The sequence below is a fragment of the Streptococcus parasanguinis genome (genome assembly GCF_015557775.1).
GTDB lineage: Bacteria > Bacillota > Bacilli > Lactobacillales > Streptococcaceae > Streptococcus > Streptococcus parasanguinis_AA.
In genome coordinates, this window is record NZ_JADNOY010000008.1 from 1 (window position 1) to 15,418 (window position 15,418).

The 15,418-nt window shown below is 40.6% G+C and carries 17 protein-coding genes and 1 tRNA gene; 14 read left to right on the forward strand and 4 right to left on the reverse strand.

The window, feature by feature from the left end; genetic code table 11:
• The first annotated feature begins 82 nt into the window (after positions 1-82).
• Positions 83-156 (forward strand) — tRNA-Asn (locus I2F76_RS09460).
• Between the two features lie 94 nt (positions 157-250).
• Here the strand turns inward: I2F76_RS09460 and I2F76_RS09465 are convergent.
• Entirely contained in the window at positions 251-1,606 is a 1,356-nt protein-coding gene (locus I2F76_RS09465; protein WP_195487739.1) for an aspartate kinase, read from the reverse strand.
• Positions 1,607-1,846: 240 nt separating this feature from the next.
• On the opposite strand from I2F76_RS09465, the gene I2F76_RS09470 reads away from it, so the two are divergent.
• The 13 genes from I2F76_RS09470 to I2F76_RS09530 all read left to right on the forward strand — a co-directional run bounded on the left by I2F76_RS09470 (position 1,847) and on the right by I2F76_RS09530 (position 12,515).
• Positions 1,847-2,638, forward strand: a complete 792-nt coding sequence (locus tag I2F76_RS09470) for an enoyl-CoA hydratase (RefSeq protein WP_195487740.1) — start codon at positions 1,847-1,849, stop codon at positions 2,636-2,638.
• 96 nt (positions 2,639-2,734) lie between these two features.
• Complete coding sequence (locus tag I2F76_RS09475; RefSeq protein ID WP_009732277.1) at positions 2,735-3,169, forward strand: MarR family winged helix-turn-helix transcriptional regulator; 435 nt, start codon at positions 2,735-2,737, stop codon at positions 3,167-3,169.
• The gene (locus tag I2F76_RS09480; RefSeq protein ID WP_070659615.1) at positions 3,169-4,143 is read left to right on the forward strand and encodes a beta-ketoacyl-ACP synthase III; all 975 of its coding nucleotides are present in this window, start codon (positions 3,169-3,171) and stop codon (positions 4,141-4,143) included. The genes I2F76_RS09475 and I2F76_RS09480 overlap by 1 nt, the downstream gene beginning before the upstream one ends.
• 58 nt (positions 4,144-4,201) lie before the next feature.
• A complete protein-coding gene (locus tag I2F76_RS09485) occupies positions 4,202-4,426 on the forward strand; it encodes an acyl carrier protein (RefSeq protein WP_003003892.1) in 225 nt (74 codons plus the stop codon).
• A 114-nt stretch (positions 4,427-4,540) separates the two neighbouring features.
• Positions 4,541-5,506, forward strand: coding sequence for an enoyl-[acyl-carrier-protein] reductase FabK (gene fabK / locus I2F76_RS09490; RefSeq protein WP_037608323.1), 966 nt, complete (start codon positions 4,541-4,543; stop codon positions 5,504-5,506).
• A 22-nt stretch (positions 5,507-5,528) separates the two neighbouring features.
• Positions 5,529-6,449 (forward strand): ACP S-malonyltransferase, encoded by a 921-nt coding sequence (fabD, locus tag I2F76_RS09495; protein ID WP_195487741.1) that lies wholly within the window; start codon positions 5,529-5,531, stop codon positions 6,447-6,449.
• 12 nt (positions 6,450-6,461) lie between these two features.
• Entirely contained in the window at positions 6,462-7,196 is a 735-nt protein-coding gene (gene fabG, locus I2F76_RS09500; protein ID WP_003010456.1) for a 3-oxoacyl-[acyl-carrier-protein] reductase, read from the forward strand.
• A gap of 61 nt (positions 7,197-7,257) precedes the next feature.
• A complete protein-coding gene (fabF, locus tag I2F76_RS09505) occupies positions 7,258-8,490 on the forward strand; it encodes a beta-ketoacyl-ACP synthase II (protein WP_003010454.1) in 1,233 nt (410 codons plus the stop codon).
• 3 nt (positions 8,491-8,493) lie between these two features.
• Complete coding sequence (accB, locus tag I2F76_RS09510; protein ID WP_049485573.1) at positions 8,494-8,982, forward strand: acetyl-CoA carboxylase biotin carboxyl carrier protein; 489 nt, start codon at positions 8,494-8,496, stop codon at positions 8,980-8,982.
• Positions 8,979-9,404 carry a 3-hydroxyacyl-ACP dehydratase FabZ gene (gene fabZ / locus I2F76_RS09515; RefSeq protein WP_003004019.1) on the forward strand — a complete coding sequence of 142 codons (426 nt, stop codon included), beginning with the start codon at positions 8,979-8,981 and terminating at the stop codon, positions 9,402-9,404. The genes accB and fabZ overlap by 4 nt, the downstream gene beginning before the upstream one ends.
• 13 nt (positions 9,405-9,417) lie before the next feature.
• Entirely contained in the window at positions 9,418-10,782 is a 1,365-nt protein-coding gene (locus tag I2F76_RS09520; protein WP_045760281.1) for an acetyl-CoA carboxylase biotin carboxylase subunit, read from the forward strand.
• A gap of 103 nt (positions 10,783-10,885) precedes the next feature.
• Positions 10,886-11,752: an acetyl-CoA carboxylase, carboxyltransferase subunit beta gene (gene accD / locus I2F76_RS09525; protein WP_003003810.1), complete on the forward strand. Its 867-nt coding sequence runs from the start codon at positions 10,886-10,888 to the stop codon at positions 11,750-11,752.
• Positions 11,745-12,515 (forward strand): acetyl-CoA carboxylase carboxyl transferase subunit alpha, encoded by a 771-nt coding sequence (locus I2F76_RS09530; protein ID WP_021154504.1) that lies wholly within the window; start codon positions 11,745-11,747, stop codon positions 12,513-12,515. The genes accD and I2F76_RS09530 overlap by 8 nt, the downstream gene beginning before the upstream one ends.
• 42 nt (positions 12,516-12,557) lie before the next feature.
• Here I2F76_RS09530 and serS read toward each other — a convergent pair whose 3' ends face one another.
• The 3 genes from serS to I2F76_RS09545 all read right to left on the reverse strand — a co-directional run bounded on the left by serS (position 12,558) and on the right by I2F76_RS09545 (position 15,413).
• Positions 12,558-13,835, reverse strand: coding sequence for a serine--tRNA ligase (serS, locus tag I2F76_RS09535; protein ID WP_195487742.1), 1,278 nt, complete (start codon positions 13,833-13,835; stop codon positions 12,558-12,560).
• 217 nt (positions 13,836-14,052) lie between these two features.
• Positions 14,053-14,421 (reverse strand): DUF956 family protein, encoded by a 369-nt coding sequence (locus I2F76_RS09540; protein WP_195487743.1) that lies wholly within the window; start codon positions 14,419-14,421, stop codon positions 14,053-14,055.
• Between the two features lie 80 nt (positions 14,422-14,501).
• On the reverse strand, positions 14,502-15,413 hold the full coding sequence (locus I2F76_RS09545) for a PTS system mannose/fructose/sorbose family transporter subunit IID (protein ID WP_061604608.1): 912 nt from the start codon (positions 15,411-15,413) through the stop codon (positions 14,502-14,504).
• Between the last annotated feature and the right edge of the window lie 5 nt (positions 15,414-15,418).

Below are 15,418 nucleotides of genomic sequence, written 5' to 3' on the forward strand. Positions count from 1 at the left end.
CCGAACACAGCAGTTAAGCCCTAGAACGCCGGAAGTAGTTGGGGGTTGCCCCCTGTGAGATAAGGTAGTCGCTTAGCTTGATTCCGCCATAGCTCAGTTGGTAGTAGCGCATGACTGTTAATCATGATGTCGTAGGTTCGAGTCCTACTGGCGGAGTATAGAATAAAAGAGATCAAGTAATTGATCTCTTTTTTACTTTTCATTTTAATGTTAATTAAAGCTCCGTTTAGTTAACGGAGCTTTTCTCTATTTAGTTATTTGGGAAAAATGCTTGATATAAGGCTTTAATTGCTTTTTCTTCTTGATCTTTACTTACAACAAATATGATGGAAACTTCACTAGAACCTTGCGAGATCATTTGAATATTCACTTCATTCTCTGATAGTGCTTTGGCTGCAGTGGCAGTAACCCCTACCTGACTCTTCATTTTCTCACCAACAATCATAATGATGGAAAGATCATGTTCAATTTCGGCTGTGTCAACTTCGAGCTTTTGCGTTAATTGTTTTAAAATTTCTTGTTCTTTGATTGGAGTCAGTTCACGAGAACGCAAAATGATGGACAAGTCATCGATTCCTGTTGGCATATGTTCCCAACTGATATTGAGATCTTCTAAAATTTGAAGGACTTTTCGACCAAAACCGACTTCACGGTTCATAAGGTATTTTGTAGTGTTAATACTAACGAATCCTGAATCACCTGCAATTCCTACAACAGTCACATGATCATTTGAATGTTCCAAAACAATGCGGGTTCCAGGGTGGTCTGGATTATTAGTATTTTTAATGACTAATGGAATTTTACCTCTGTATGCTGGAACGAGTGCTTCATCATGCAAGACTGAAAAACCAGCATAGGCCAATTCACGCATTTCTTTGTAGGTTAATTCAGGAATAGAATGTGGGTGTTTAATGATACCTGGATGTGCCGCAAAAATACCATTTACATCTGTAAAGTTTTCGTATAAGTCTGCTTTTACACCTGCTGCAATGATTGATCCTGTAATATCAGATCCTCCACGAGAAAATGTACAAATGTCGCCATCCTGAGTAACACCAAAGAAACCTGGAATGACAATCACTTCACTTGAATCTTTTAGTTCTTCAATTTTATCGTAACTAGATGGTAAAATACGAGCGTTGGAAGGTTCAGCAGTGACCGTAATTCCTGCTTCTTTTGGATGGATATATCTTGCTTCTAATCCATTTTGATTGAAATAAGCAGCAATGAGTTTAGCATTGTTATTTTCGCCTGCTGCTAGGAATGCATCGTATGTGAATGGATTCCCTTTTTTAGGTAAATTTGTTAAATCATAGATATCTTCAGCAATTTCCTGAATAATAGAATCTTTGAGACCCAATTCTTCTGTAATGGCACGATAACGCTCAATAATCCACTGTTGTGTTTGCGTAACATCTTTATCTGAAGTGAATTCTTTATAATAACGGATCAGTGCATCTGTTACTTTTGTATCTTCTGCATTTCGCTTACCAGGAGCTGATACAACTACAAATTTTCTTTCTGGATCATCTTTAATGATATTAAGTACTTTTTTTAATTGTGGAGCTGATGCTAGAGAACTTCCACCGAATTTAGTTACTTTCATATTTTCTCCTTAATAGTTTCATTAGTACATTATACCAAACTTCAGTTGTTGATACAATGTATTTATAAATAGGGCATAGAATAGGTGGATCTTATGAGGCTAGAAATTTTCATGATTTAAATTTTACAATTTTGTTACATCTTATAGATATATTTTACTATTCTTATTTTTTATGGTATGATATGTTATAATTAAAAAGTTTTAATATCAAAATATTTTATATTTAAACAAAAGGAGTCTGTGATGTTTGAAACAATTTTGTATTCTGTCGAAAACGATCTCGCGTCAATTTCTTTAAATCGTTCTGAAGTTTCCAATGGTTTTAACATTCCAATGTGTCAGGAAATTTTAGCTGCCTTGGAAGATGCAGAAAAAAATGAGGAAGTAAAATTCATTATTATATCAGCAGAAGGGAAAATCTTTTCAGTTGGTGGAGATTTGAGTGAAATGAAACGCGCAGTCGATGCAGATGACATTGAGTCTCTTGTTTTAATTGCTGAATTAGTTAATACTATTTCTAAGAAGATTAAGCAATTACCTAAGCCGGTTATTATGGTAGCTGATGGAGCGGTCGCAGGAGCGGCGGCCAACATAGCAGTAGCTGTTGATTTTTGTATTATTAGTGATCGTACTAAATTTATTCAAGCCTTTGTTGGGGTTGGTTTAGCACCAGATGCGGGTGGCTTATTCTTATTAGGAAAAGCTATTGGTATGTCTCGGGCTACTCATTTAGTAATGACGGGTGAAGCTTTGACCGCAGAAAAAGCATTGGAATATGGCCTAGCTTACCGTGTTTGTGAATCTGAAAAACTTGAGAAAACGGTTGATCAATTGCTTAAAAAATTAAGAAGAGGATCTTCAAATTCTTATGCTGCCATGAAAGAAATGGTTTGGGAAGCCTTCTTGAAAGAATGGGATCAATATGCGAATCTTGAATTAAATTTGCAAAAGAAACTAGCATTTACAGAAGATTTTAAAGAGGGGGTTATTGCCTACTCTGAAAAACGTCGGCCACAATTTAAAGGAAAATAAATTTGTATTTTTTTCTATGTTTTGTGAAAAAAGCTTGCAAATTATTTTCATTTTTGATAAAATTTGACTATCAAAGTAAAATTAGGAGGTGGAGTTTTGAATTACCAATTAGTTAATGACTATTTAACATCCATCTTTAATAATGTTTTGGTTATCGAGGAGACGAGCCTAAGAGCAAGTCGATTTAAAGATGTTTCTATTAAAGAAATGCATACGATCGACGTGATTGGTTCGACACCGAATGCAACCCCGAGTGATATTTCACGGGAGTTGATGGTGACTTTGGGGACTGTCACGACAAGTTTGAATAATCTTGAGCGCAAAGGGTATATCGAAAGAAGAAGATCTGAAGTTGATCGCCGGGTTGTACACTTGAGTTTAACAAAGAATGGTCGTCTACTTTATCGACTTCATCAACAATTCCATAAACGGATGGTCAACCAGATTATTGGAGATATGAGTCCTGAAGAGAAGAAAGTGATGCAAAAAGGATTGCAAAATCTGTATCGTTTCTTGGAGGAAATTAAATAATGGTCTTTGCTAAAATTAGTCAAGTCGCTCATTATGTACCTGACCAAGTCGTATCGAATGATGATTTAGCTGAGATTATGGATACAAGTGATGAATGGATCAGTAGTCGGACAGGCATTCTTCGTCGTCACATTTCAAGAGATGAGACGACCAGTGATCTTGCAACAGTTGTCGCACAAAGATTATTAGCAAAAGCAAACTTAGACGCTGAAGAAATTGATTTTATCGTTGTCGCTACAATTACTCCAGACAGCTTAATGCCATCGACCGCAGCCCGGGTACAAGCTAATATTGGAGCTTCTCGAGCCTTTGCTTTTGACCTGACTGCAGCATGTAGCGGATTTGTATTTGCATTAGCCACTGCTGAAAAATACATTTCTTCAGGGATGTACCAGCGAGGGATTGTGATCGGTAGTGAGACGCTTTCAAAAGTATTAGACTGGTCAGATCGCTCTACTTCAGTACTTTTTGGAGATGGAGCTGGCGGTGTCTTGCTTGAAGCGAGCGATCAAAAATCGTTTTTAGCTGAAAGTCTTTTTACGGATGGTAGCCGTGGTTCTAGTCTTGAATCTTGCTATTTGGGTCTGTCTTCTCCTTATTCAGAGGAAGTTACCGATCGAAGATATCTGACGATGGATGGGCGGGCAGTTTTTGATTTTGCTATTCGTGATGTCACGAAAAGCATTCAAAAGATTATAGCAGACGCCTCTATGGAAGCAGAAGAGATTGACTATTTTCTTTTACATCAGGCGAATGACCGAATGTTAGATAAGATGTCAAAAAAACTGGGTGTCTCTAGAGAGAAGATCCCAGCAAATATGATGGAATATGGGAACACTAGTGCTGCTAGTATCCCCATTCTATTATCGGAGTGTGTCGAGAATCATCGAATCAAGATGGATGGAAGTCAAAAAATTCTTCTTACAGGATTCGGTGGAGGTTTGACATGGGGCACACTTCTTGTTACAATCTAGTTAAACATGTGGAAACACATTTTAAAAATTTATATATTTTTTTTTAAGGAGGCCTGTCATGGCAGTATTTGAAAAAGTACAAGAAATTATCGTTGAAGAACTTGGTAAAGAACCATCAGAAGTAACTCTTGAATCTACATTCGAAGATTTAGAAGCTGATTCATTGGATTTGTTCCAAGTGATCTCTGAAATCGAAGATGCTTTTGATATCCAAATCGAAACTGAAGAAGGATTGTCTACAGTTGGTGATCTTGTCGCTTACGTAGAAGAAAAAACAAAATAATGATAGATGAGAGTATCGAAAGATATTCTCTCTTGTTTAGGTAATAGTTTGAGGCTCAAAGAAACAATCTTTTAAACTCAAACTATTACTTAAGCGAAAAAAGAGGTAGGTATAATGCAAACACGAATTACTGAACTATTGAATATTAAATATCCAATCTTCCAAGGTGGGATGGCATGGGTCGCTGATGGTGACTTGGCTGGAGCCGTTTCAAATGCTGGTGGACTCGGAATTATTGGTGGTGGTAATGCCCCTAAAGAAGTGGTAAAAGCTAATATTGATAGAGTAAAACAAATCACTGACAAACCATTCGGTGTTAATATCATGCTTTTGTCACCATTTGCAGATGACATCGTCGACCTCGTTATCGAAGAGGGTGTTAAGGTTGTTACAACAGGTGCCGGAAACCCAGGTAAATATATGGAGCGTTTCCACGAAGCTGGAATTACAGTAATCCCAGTTATTCCATCGGTAGCACTTGCTAAACGTATGGAAAAACTTGGAGCTGATGCTGTTGTCGCAGAAGGTATGGAAGCTGGTGGTCACATTGGTAAATTGACAACCATGGCACTTGTTCGCCAGGTTGCGGATGCGGTATCTATCCCAGTTATTGGTGCTGGTGGTGTTGCAGATGGACGTGGTATGGCTGCTGTTCTTATGCTTGGAGCAGAAGCTGTTCAGGTTGGTACTCGTTTCGCTGTTGCTAAGGAATCTAATGCACACCAAAACTTCAAAGATAAGATTTTGAAGGCTAAAGATATTGATACTGTTATTTCAGCCTCAGTTGTTGGACACCCAGTTCGTGCGATTAAGAATAAATTGGCTACAGAATATAACCAAGCTGAAAAAGATTTCTTGGCTGGTAAGAAGACTCAAGAGGAAATTGAAGAGCTTGGTGCAGGTGCCCTTCGTAACGCTGTTGTTGATGGAGATGTGGAATATGGTTCAGTTATGGCTGGACAAATTGCAGGTCTTGTTCGTAAAGAAGAAACATGTGCAGAAATCTTGGAAGACCTTTACACAGGTGCTGCCAAGGTGATTAAAGAAGAAGCTGCTCGTTGGGCAGATGTAAACGTCTAAAAACGTCGAAAGGATTAGGATAGTGACAAAACGTGCGTTCTTATTTGCTGGTCAAGGGGCTCAGAAATTGGGCATGGCGAGCGATTTGTATGCGGCTTATCCCGTTGTTAAAGAGACATTTGATACGGCTAGTCGTATTCTAGGCTATGATTTGCGTGAATTGATTGATTCTAACGAAGAAAAACTGAATCAGACACGCTATACTCAACCAGCTATTTTGACAATGTCAGTAGCCATTTATCGTCTCTTAGTAGAAAATGGTATCACTCCTGATATTGTTGCCGGTCTCTCTTTGGGGGAATATTCTGCCCTGGTTGCGGCTGGAGCTCTTTCGTTTGAAGATGCAGTAGCTTTGGTTGCGAAACGAGGTGAATTCATGGAAACGGCAGCTCCCGCTGGAAGTGGGAAAATGGTTGCTGTTATGAATACAGACCCAAGTTTGATCGAGGAGATTTGTCAACAAGCATCCGAAAAGGGTGTAGTAACACCAGCTAACTACAATACGCCAGCACAAATTGTGATTGGTGGTGAGGTTGCGGCTGTGGACTATGCTGTGGAACTATTGCAGGAAGCAGGTGCCAAACGCTTGATCCCTTTGAATGTGTCAGGTCCATTCCACACAGCTTTACTTAAATCAGCTAGTCAAAAATTGGCGGCTGAACTAGAAAAAGTATCATTTAATGATTTTGATCTTCCTTTAGTTGGGAATACAGAAGCTACTATCATGAAGTCAGAAGATGTGAAAGCACTTTTGGCCCGTCAAGTAAAAGAACCGGTTCGTTTCTATGATTCAATTGCTACGATTCAAGAATTTGGTGTAGATGAGGTCATCGAAATTGGACCTGGAAAAGTCTTGTCAGGATTCTTGAAGAAAATTGATAAAACTCTTCCAACTCATAACGTCGAAGATCAGGCTAGTCTAGATGCACTTCTGAATGCTTAAAACGAGGTAAAGATGGAACTTAAAAATAAAAATGTTTTTGTAACAGGTTCAACACGCGGAATTGGATTGGCTGTGGCTCATAAATTTGCGAGTCTCGGTGCTAATGTTGTCCTAAATGGACGTTCTGAAATTTCTGAGGACTTGCTTGCGCAGTTTGCTGACTATGGTGTGACTGTTGTTGGTATTTCTGGGGATATTTCTAATGGCGAAGATGCGCAACGTATGGTAGCTGAAGCAATTGAAAAGCTTGGAAGTGTTGATGTTTTGGTCAATAACGCTGGCATCACAAACGACAAGTTGATGTTGAAAATGACTGAAGAAGATTTTGAACGGGTCTTGAAAATCAACTTGACAGGTGCCTTTAATATGACTCAAGCTGTCTTAAAACCGATGTCTAAAGCTCGTCAAGGGGCCATTATCAACATGTCCTCTGTTGTTGGTCTAATGGGGAATATCGGTCAAGCGAACTATGCGGCTTCAAAAGCTGGTTTGATTGGTTTCACTAAATCAGTAGCGCGTGAAGTTGCGGCTCGTGGCGTTCGTGTGAATGCCATTGCACCTGGTTTCATTGAATCAGATATGACTGATGCTATTCCAGAGAAAATGAAAGATGCCATGCTAGCTCAAGTGCCAATGAAACGAATTGGTCAAGCTGAAGAAGTGGCAGAAGTTGCGGCTTTCTTAGCAGGTCAAGAATATTTAACTGGTCAAACAATTGCCATTGATGGCGGAATGACTATGCAATAATGAATGCTCACTGATCGAAAATCACTTACTTAAATATCCATCCGACAAAAGGAGAATATATATGTCTACAAATCGTGTTGTTGTTACAGGTTATGGTGTAACCTCACCAATCGGAAATACACCAGAAGAATTTTGGAATAGCCTTCATGAAGGAAAAATTGGGATCAAACCTATTACGAAATTTGATGCTTCTGAAATTCCAGTCTTTAATGCTGGTGAAATTCAAGATTTCCCATTCGATAAATATTTTGTAAAAAAAGATCAAAATCGTATGGATACTTACTCATTGTATGCAATCTATGCTGCGATGGAAGCTATTGAAAATTCAGGCTTGAACATGGAAGAAGAAGACCGCGATCGTGTAGGTGTGATTGTATCATCTGGTATCGGTGGTTTGCAAGAATTGGAAGATCAAATTATCCGGATGCATGAACGTGGGATGAAGAGAATCCAACCAATGTTTATTCCAAAAGCTCTTTCAAACATGGGTGCTGGAAATATCGCACTTAAGATTGGGGCTCAAGGGGTATGTAAATCCGTGACAACAGCTTGTGCTTCTGCCAATGATGCAATTGGTGAAGCTTTCCGTGAAATTAAATTTGGTATGCATGATGTTGTTTTGGCAGGTGGTGCTGAAGCTTCGATTACTAAGATTGGTATCGGTGGTTTCAATGCCCTTACGGCCCTTTCAACAACGGAAGACCCAGAACGCTCATCTATTCCATTTGACAAAGACCGCAATGGTTTTGTGATGGGGGAAGGTGCAGGGGTTCTTGTCATCGAAAGTTTGGAACATGCCCAAAAACGTGGTGCTAATATTTTAGCTGAGATTGTTGGTTACGGTTCAAACTGTGATGCCTACCACATGACAACACCAACACCAGATGGTTCAGGTGCGGCTAAAGCGATTAAATTAGCGATCAATGAAGCTGGTATCAAACCTGAAGATGTCGATTATGTCAATGCGCATGGTACCTCTACACCTGCCAATGAGAAAGGTGAAAGCGGAGCTATTGTTTCTGTACTTGGTAAAGAAGTTCCTGTATCATCTACTAAATCATTTACAGGACACTTGCTTGGTGCTGCTGGTGCGGTTGAAGCGATTGCTACCATCGAAGCGATTCGTCACAGCTTTGTACCAAAAACTGCTGGTACCAAAGAATTGTCTGACTATATCGAAGCAAACGTTGTTTATGGTGAAGGTCAAGAAGCGGATATTCAGTATGCTATCTCAAATACCTTTGGTTTTGGAGGACACAATGCTGTTCTGGCCTTTAAACGTTGGGAGGGTTAATTCATGAATATTTCTGAAATCAAAGATTTGTTGGCTCAATTTGATGCGTCAACTTTGCGTGAATTCTCATATAAAAATAATGGCGAAGAATTGAATTTGAGTAAAAACCAAACGAGTTCAGTTGCGGCTACACCGGTTGCTCCTGCAGTTGAAGTGGTAGCAACTCCTCAAACTCCTGTAGTAGCCCCTGTTGTTGAAGCTCCAGCAACTCCAGCTGTAGCGACTGAACCAGTTGCTGCTCCAGCTCAGGCTGCAGAAGGTGATGTGGTTGAAAGTCCATTGGTTGGGGTGGCTTACTTGTCGCCAGCACCGGATAAATCAGCCTTTGTATCTGTAGGAGACAAAGTTACTAAGGGTCAAACACTCTTGATTATCGAAGCCATGAAAGTGATGAATGAAGTCCCAGCACCTAAAGATGGGGTAGTCACTGAAATTTTGGTAACGAATGAAGAAATGGTTGAATTTGGAAAAGGATTGGTTCGAATCAAATGACAATTGATATTAATGCTATTCGTGAGGCTTTGCCGCATCGTTACCCAATGCTTTTGGTGGATCGCGTATTGGAAACAAGCGAAGATACGATTGTTGCCATTAAGAACGTGACAATTAATGAACCATTTTTTAATGGACATTTTCCACAATATCCTGTTATGCCAGGTGTTCTCATCATGGAAGCTTTGGCACAAACAGCAGGTGTACTAGAGTTGTCAAAACCTGAAAATAAAGGAAAATTAGTCTTTTATGCAGGGATGGACAAGGTGAAGTTTAAAAAACAAGTCGTTCCAGGAGATCAACTGGTGATGACAGCTACTTTTGTCAAACGTCGTGGAACAATTGCTGTTGTTGAAGCGAAAGCAGAAGTAGACGGTAAGCTTGCAGCTTCAGGAACGCTTACGTTTGCAATTGGAAATTAAGAAAGGCCTATCTATGTTTCGTAAGATCTTAATCGCCAATCGTGGTGAGATTGCAGTTCGTATTATTCGTGCGGCTCGTGAACTTGGCATCGAGACGGTTGCAGTGTATTCTACTGCTGATAAAGAAGCCTTGCATACCTTACTAGCGGATGAAGCAGTCTGTATTGGACCTGCTAAATCAACAGAGTCTTATTTGAATATGAGTGCTGTCTTGTCTGCAGCTGTTCTAACAGGAGCAGAAGCTATCCATCCTGGTTTTGGATTTTTAAGTGAAAACTCAAAATTTGCGACCATGTGTGAGGAAGTGGGCATTAAATTTATTGGTCCTTCTGCTAAAGTCATGGATTTGATGGGGGATAAGATTAATGCTCGTAAACAGATGATCAAAGCAGGAGTACCTGTTATTCCTGGATCAGATGGTGAAGTGTATACTGCTGAAGAAGCCCTCGAGATTGCAGAGCGTATTGGTTACCCTGTGATGTTGAAAGCATCTGCAGGAGGTGGTGGTAAAGGAATTCGGAAGGTTGAAAAACCAGAAGATTTGGTTGCTGCTTTTGAATCTGCTTCCTCAGAAGCTCAAGCTGCTTTTGGGAATGGGGCCATGTATATGGAGCGGGTGATTTATCCGGCACGCCACATTGAAGTACAGATTTTAGCGGATCAGCATGGACATGTCATTCACTTAGGTGAACGCGATTGTTCTCTTCAACGAAATAACCAAAAAGTTCTAGAAGAATCCCCTTCGATTGCTATTGGAAAAACTCTTCGTGATCGGATTGGTTCTGCAGCTGTTCGTGCAGCTGAATCAGTTGGGTACGAGAATGCTGGAACGATTGAATTCTTGTATGATGAAGGCAAGGGTGAGTTCTACTTTATGGAAATGAATACCCGTGTGCAAGTAGAGCATCCTGTCACGGAATTTGTAACGGGAGTGGATATTGTTAAGGAACAGATTAAAATCGCAGCTGGCCAAGAATTATCCGTTACTCAAGAGGATATTGTCATTAAAGGCCATGCGATTGAATGCCGGATCAATGCGGAAAATCCTTCCTTTAACTTTGCACCAAGCCCAGGTAAGATCACTAATCTCTATCTTCCAAGTGGTGGGGTTGGCTTGCGTGTGGATTCTGCTGTGTATCCTGGTTATACGATTCCACCATACTATGATAGTATGATTGCCAAGATCATTGTCCATGGGGAAAATCGCTTTGATGCACTGATGAAAATGCAGCGTGCTCTTTATGAGTTGGAAATCGATGGTGTCACCACCAATAGTAGTTTCCAGTTGGATTTGATCTCAGATTCGCATGTGATCGCTGGTGATTACGACACTGCATTTTTGATGGAACAATTCCTTCCAAATTATAATAAGGAATGATGAAAAAGCCTGGACTTGTGAGGGAAGTATGAACATCATCTTCACAGTTTCAGGCTTTTATAGTAATGCTGCAGATACTGTAGCATATTATAAGGAGTAAGTAATGGCATTATTTTCTAAAAAAGATAAATATATTCGGATCAATCCGAATAGGTCAGCCTGGAAGGAGCCTCAGCCAAAACCTGAAGTTCCTGATGAACTATTTTCACAATGCCCAGGTTGTAAACATACCATTTACCAAAAGGATTTAGGTAGTGAGCGTGTCTGCCCGAATTGTGGCTATACCTTCCGTATTTCTGCTAAAGAACGCTTGGCGCTGACAGTGGATCCAGCTAGCTTTGAAGAAATGTTTACAGGAATCGAAACGACAGATCCTTTGAATTTCCCAAATTATAAGAAGAAACTAGCAGCAGTGCGGGAAATGACAGGACTGGATGAAGCTGTCCTGACTGGAACTGCCTTGATTAAAGGTCAAAAAGTTGCGCTTGGGATCATGGATTCCAACTTTATCATGGCTTCAATGGGTTCTGTAGTAGGCGAAAAAATTACTCGTTTATTTGAATTTGCGACAAAAGAAAAATTGCCAGTTGTTCTTTTTACCGCTTCCGGTGGTGCTCGGATGCAAGAAGGAATCGTGAGTTTGATGCAAATGGCAAAAATTTCTGCGGCTGTTCAACGCCATTCCAAAGAAAAATTATTCTATTTGACGGTATTGACAGATCCGACAACTGGTGGGGTGACAGCCTCATTTGCTATGGAAGGTGATATTATCATGGCAGAGAGTCAAGCCTTGGTCGGGTTTGCTGGTCGACGCGTGATCGAATCAACTGTGCGTGAAAAATTGCCTGATGATTTCCAAAAAGCAGAATTTCTACAAGAACATGGATTTGTAGACTTGATCGTGGAGAGAAGTCAAATCCGAGCGACAGTTGGACAATTATTAGCCCTTCATGGAGGTAAACATGAGTAAAATAACACAGATTATTAAAGAGGCACGTGACCAAGGAAGATTGACTGCGCTTGATTTTGCTCAAGGAATTTTTGATGATTTTATCGAATTGCATGGAGATCGAAACTTCCGTGATGATGGTGCGGTGATTGGTGGGATTGGACGCTTAGGCGATCAAACGGTTACAGTCGTTGGAATCCAAAAAGGAAAAAATCTTCAGGATAATCTAAAACGTAATTTTGGGCAACCACATCCAGAAGGCTATCGAAAAGCTTTGCGTCTCATGAAGCAAGCGGAGAAATTTGGCCGTCCAGTTGTGACCTTTATCAATACAGCGGGTGCTTATCCCGGTGTTGGTGCTGAAGAACGAGGACAAGGGGAAGCCATTGCCCGCAACCTCATGGAAATGAGTGATCTAAAAGTTCCAATTATCGCGATTATCATCGGAGAAGGTGGCTCTGGTGGTGCCTTGGCTCTTGCTGTGGCAGATAAGGTCTGGATGCTTGAGAACTCCATCTATGCGGTCTTGAGTCCAGAAGGTTTTGCCTCTATTCTTTGGAAAGATGGAAGTCGTGCCATGGAAGCAGCAGAGTTGATGAAGATTACTTCTCATGAATTGTTAAATATGGAAATTGTCGATAAGGTGATTCCCGAGCATGGATTTTCAAATGGAGAACTACTGGCTCAAGTGAAGAAGGAATTACAGGAAGAGTTAAAGGTTTTACAAGCTTTACCTCTCGAAGAGCTTCTGGAGCAACGCTACCAACGTTTTCGTAAATATTAAAAAACTGAGCTTGCAATTTGCAAGACTCAGTTTTTTTAAACTTTATTTTGGTGCGATGACTTCTGCGCCATCCATGTATGGGCGAAGGACTTCTGGAATGGTCACAGAACCGTCTTCGTTTTGGTAGTTTTCAAGAATAGCAGCGACGGTACGTCCGACTGCCAATCCAGAACCGTTCAAAGTGTGAAGGAGTTTTACCTTGCCATCTGCTTCATCGCGGTAGCGGATTTGCGCACGGCGAGCTTGGAAATCTTCTGTATTGGAACAGCTTGAGATTTCACGGTAGGTGTTTTGCGCTGGAATCCATACTTCCAAGTCATAAGTCTTGGCAGCTGAGAAGCCCATGTCTCCCGTTGAGAGAGCTACCACACGGTATGGAAGGTTGAGTTTTTGAAGGATATTTTCAGCATTGACAACCATTTTTTCCAATTCATCATATGATTCTTCTGGTTTGGCAAATTTCACCATTTCAACCTTATGGAATTGGTGCAAACGGATCAAGCCACGGGTATCACGACCGGCTGAACCAGCTTCTGAACGGAAAGATGGACTCATAGCGGTGAAGTAGATTGGAAGATCTTTCCCATCAAGAATTTCATCGCGATAGTAGTTTGTCAAAGGAACTTCAGCTGTTGGAATGAGGACATAATTGGTATCGCTAAGTTCAAAAGTATCTTCCTTGAATTTTGGATATTGACCAGTACCAAACATAGAATCATGGTTGACCATGTAAGGAGGGATGACTTCAGTGTAGCCTTCCTTGCCATGTTCATCCAACATGAAGTTGTAGATAGCACGTTCTAAGCGAGCTCCAAGTCCTTTGTAGAAGAGGAAACGAGCACCAGTGACTTTAGCCCCGCGTTCCCAGTCAAGGATACCAAGGTCTTCACCTAAATCCCAGTGAGCTTTTGGTTCAAAGCCAAATTCGCGCGGTGTTCCCCAACGACGAACCTCAACATTGTCATCCTCATCTGCTCCAACAGGGACACTATCAGCAGGGATGTTTGGAAGGGTAGTAGTGAATTCAGTTAATTTTGCATCGATTTCAGCCAATTCTGTATCCAGGGCTTTGACTTCAGCAGAGAGGGTTTGCATGGCAGCAATCTTATCATCTGCATTTTCCTTGTTGCGTTTAGCTTGTGCGATTTCAGCAGATACAGTGTTACGCTCTGCTTTGAGATTTTCTACTTTGACTAAGATATCTCGACGTTTGGCATCGATTTCTTTCATTTCATTCAAAATAGCTGCATCTACGCCACGTGTTGCCAATTTTTTAGCAACCGCATCAAAGTCTGTACGAATCCGTTTAATATCTAACATAGCTTCTCCTTTAACAAAAAACACACCTGTTAGAGTGTTGGAGTGGCAGAGCCACGGTTCCATCCAACTTCACAGGTGTGCACTTGATTCAATATTGTATTTTAAAGAAACGGTAGAATTTCAATTAAGATTTCTATCTGCTCGCAGCAACCGCAGACTTTCTGAAAGAGCCTCTTAACTTACTTATCCGTTTGCGTCTATTATACAAGAAAAGATCCTATTTTGCAAATAGATTTTTAATTTTAGCCGTGATGGTTTGGATCAATGTAGGAAGTTTGACAATTTTATCATTTCCTAGATGTTCCCGAGCAATCTTTAAAATTTTTCCAGAGTCTTTTGAAGCAAAGAGAAATTTTGATTCTCTAGTATAGATTTCAAAATGGCGGCTAATTTTACGTCCGGATAAATTGGCTCCGATTTGATCGATTTCTTGCCAGGGAATTTGGATGTAGTCTTCAACATTAGCATCCGCATAAAATTCAAAAGCGGCATTCCCGACTAGGATTTTTCCAACCTTTCCCCCCACTCCAAGGTAAGAAACCCCTGTAGTATGGAATTCAACGGTTTTATTCAATGATTGAGCCATGAGATCCTCCTGTATTGCTATTCATTCCATTATATCATAATAAAAAGAAGGTCGAAACCTTCTTTTTTGTTGATCTTTGCTTACATCAAGCCAGCAACGTGTGCCAAGACACCGATTACAAAGAGGGCGATGATGATAGTGATTGGAGATACTTTCTTCTTAAGCAACCACATACAAGCGAAAGTAAGAAGCAATCCCATCAAACCAGGAATCAATGAATCCAAGTTTTGTTGGAAAGTTGTAACTTTTTCAGGTGTTTGAGATAGACCTGAACCAACTTGAGCGAAGGCTTCTTGGATACCCTTGTATCCTTCAGGAAGTTTATCCCAGTGGATATAAGCTTTGTCGTCTAATTTGACAGAAGAAACATTGAAGACGAATTTAATAGATACCCAACGTTCTACCAAGACAGCGAGGATGAACATCCCAAGGATAGAAGCCCCTTTAGTGATGTCTTGCAAGATCCCACCAGACATATCTTTGGTAATTTCAGAACCTGCTTTGTAGCCAAGTTCTTGCGTGTACCACAAGAAGGCCATACGAATCGCATTCCATGCGATAAAGAAGATGAGTGGGCCAAGGATGTTACCAGACGCAGCAAGTGATGCACCAAGAGCCCCAAGAATTGGACGTACTGTAAACCAGAAGACTGGATCTCCGATACCCGCCAAAGGACCCATCATACCAATTTTAACCCCTTGGATAGCAGCATCGTCAATAGCAGCACCGTTTGCTCTTTCTTCTTCAAGAGCAAGCGTTACCCCGATGATAGGAGCGGCAACGTATGGGTGAGTGTTAAAGAATTCCATGTGACGCTCAAGAGCAGCCGCTTGGTCTTCTTTCTTTGTGTAGAGTTTTTTGATAGCTGGGATCAATGAGTATGCCCAACCCAAGTTTTGCATCCGTTCATAGTTCCAAGAACCTTGCAAGAAGGTTGAACGCCACCAAACTTTTTGACGATCTGATTTAGATAATTGTAATTTTTCAGTCATGATAG

What these genes read in the sequence shown, in the direction of transcription:
- I2F76_RS09485 (WP_003003892.1), top strand. Translation starts at nt 4,202, where the DNA reads ATGGCAGTATTTGAAAAAGTACAAGAAATTATCGTTGAAGAACTTGGT.
- accD (WP_003003810.1), top strand. Translation starts at nt 10,886, where the DNA reads ATGGCATTATTTTCTAAAAAAGATAAATATATTCGGATCAATCCGAAT.
- serS (WP_195487742.1), bottom strand. Translation starts at nt 13,835, where the DNA reads ATGTTAGATATTAAACGGATTCGTACAGACTTTGATGCGGTTGCTAAA.
- I2F76_RS09545 (WP_061604608.1), bottom strand. Translation starts at nt 15,413, where the DNA reads ATGACTGAAAAATTACAATTATCTAAATCAGATCGTCAAAAAGTTTGG.
- fabG (WP_003010456.1), top strand. Translation starts at nt 6,462, where the DNA reads ATGGAACTTAAAAATAAAAATGTTTTTGTAACAGGTTCAACACGCGGA.
- fabK (WP_037608323.1), top strand. Translation starts at nt 4,541, where the DNA reads ATGCAAACACGAATTACTGAACTATTGAATATTAAATATCCAATCTTC.
- accB (WP_049485573.1), top strand. Translation starts at nt 8,494, where the DNA reads ATGAATATTTCTGAAATCAAAGATTTGTTGGCTCAATTTGATGCGTCA.
- I2F76_RS09530 (WP_021154504.1), top strand. Translation starts at nt 11,745, where the DNA reads ATGAGTAAAATAACACAGATTATTAAAGAGGCACGTGACCAAGGAAGA.
- I2F76_RS09540 (WP_195487743.1), bottom strand. Translation starts at nt 14,421, where the DNA reads ATGGCTCAATCATTGAATAAAACCGTTGAATTCCATACTACAGGGGTT.
- I2F76_RS09480 (WP_070659615.1), top strand. Translation starts at nt 3,169, where the DNA reads ATGGTCTTTGCTAAAATTAGTCAAGTCGCTCATTATGTACCTGACCAA.
- fabF (WP_003010454.1), top strand. Translation starts at nt 7,258, where the DNA reads ATGTCTACAAATCGTGTTGTTGTTACAGGTTATGGTGTAACCTCACCA.
- fabZ (WP_003004019.1), top strand. Translation starts at nt 8,979, where the DNA reads ATGACAATTGATATTAATGCTATTCGTGAGGCTTTGCCGCATCGTTAC.
- I2F76_RS09520 (WP_045760281.1), top strand. Translation starts at nt 9,418, where the DNA reads ATGTTTCGTAAGATCTTAATCGCCAATCGTGGTGAGATTGCAGTTCGT.
- I2F76_RS09465 (WP_195487739.1), bottom strand. Translation starts at nt 1,606, where the DNA reads ATGAAAGTAACTAAATTCGGTGGAAGTTCTCTAGCATCAGCTCCACAA.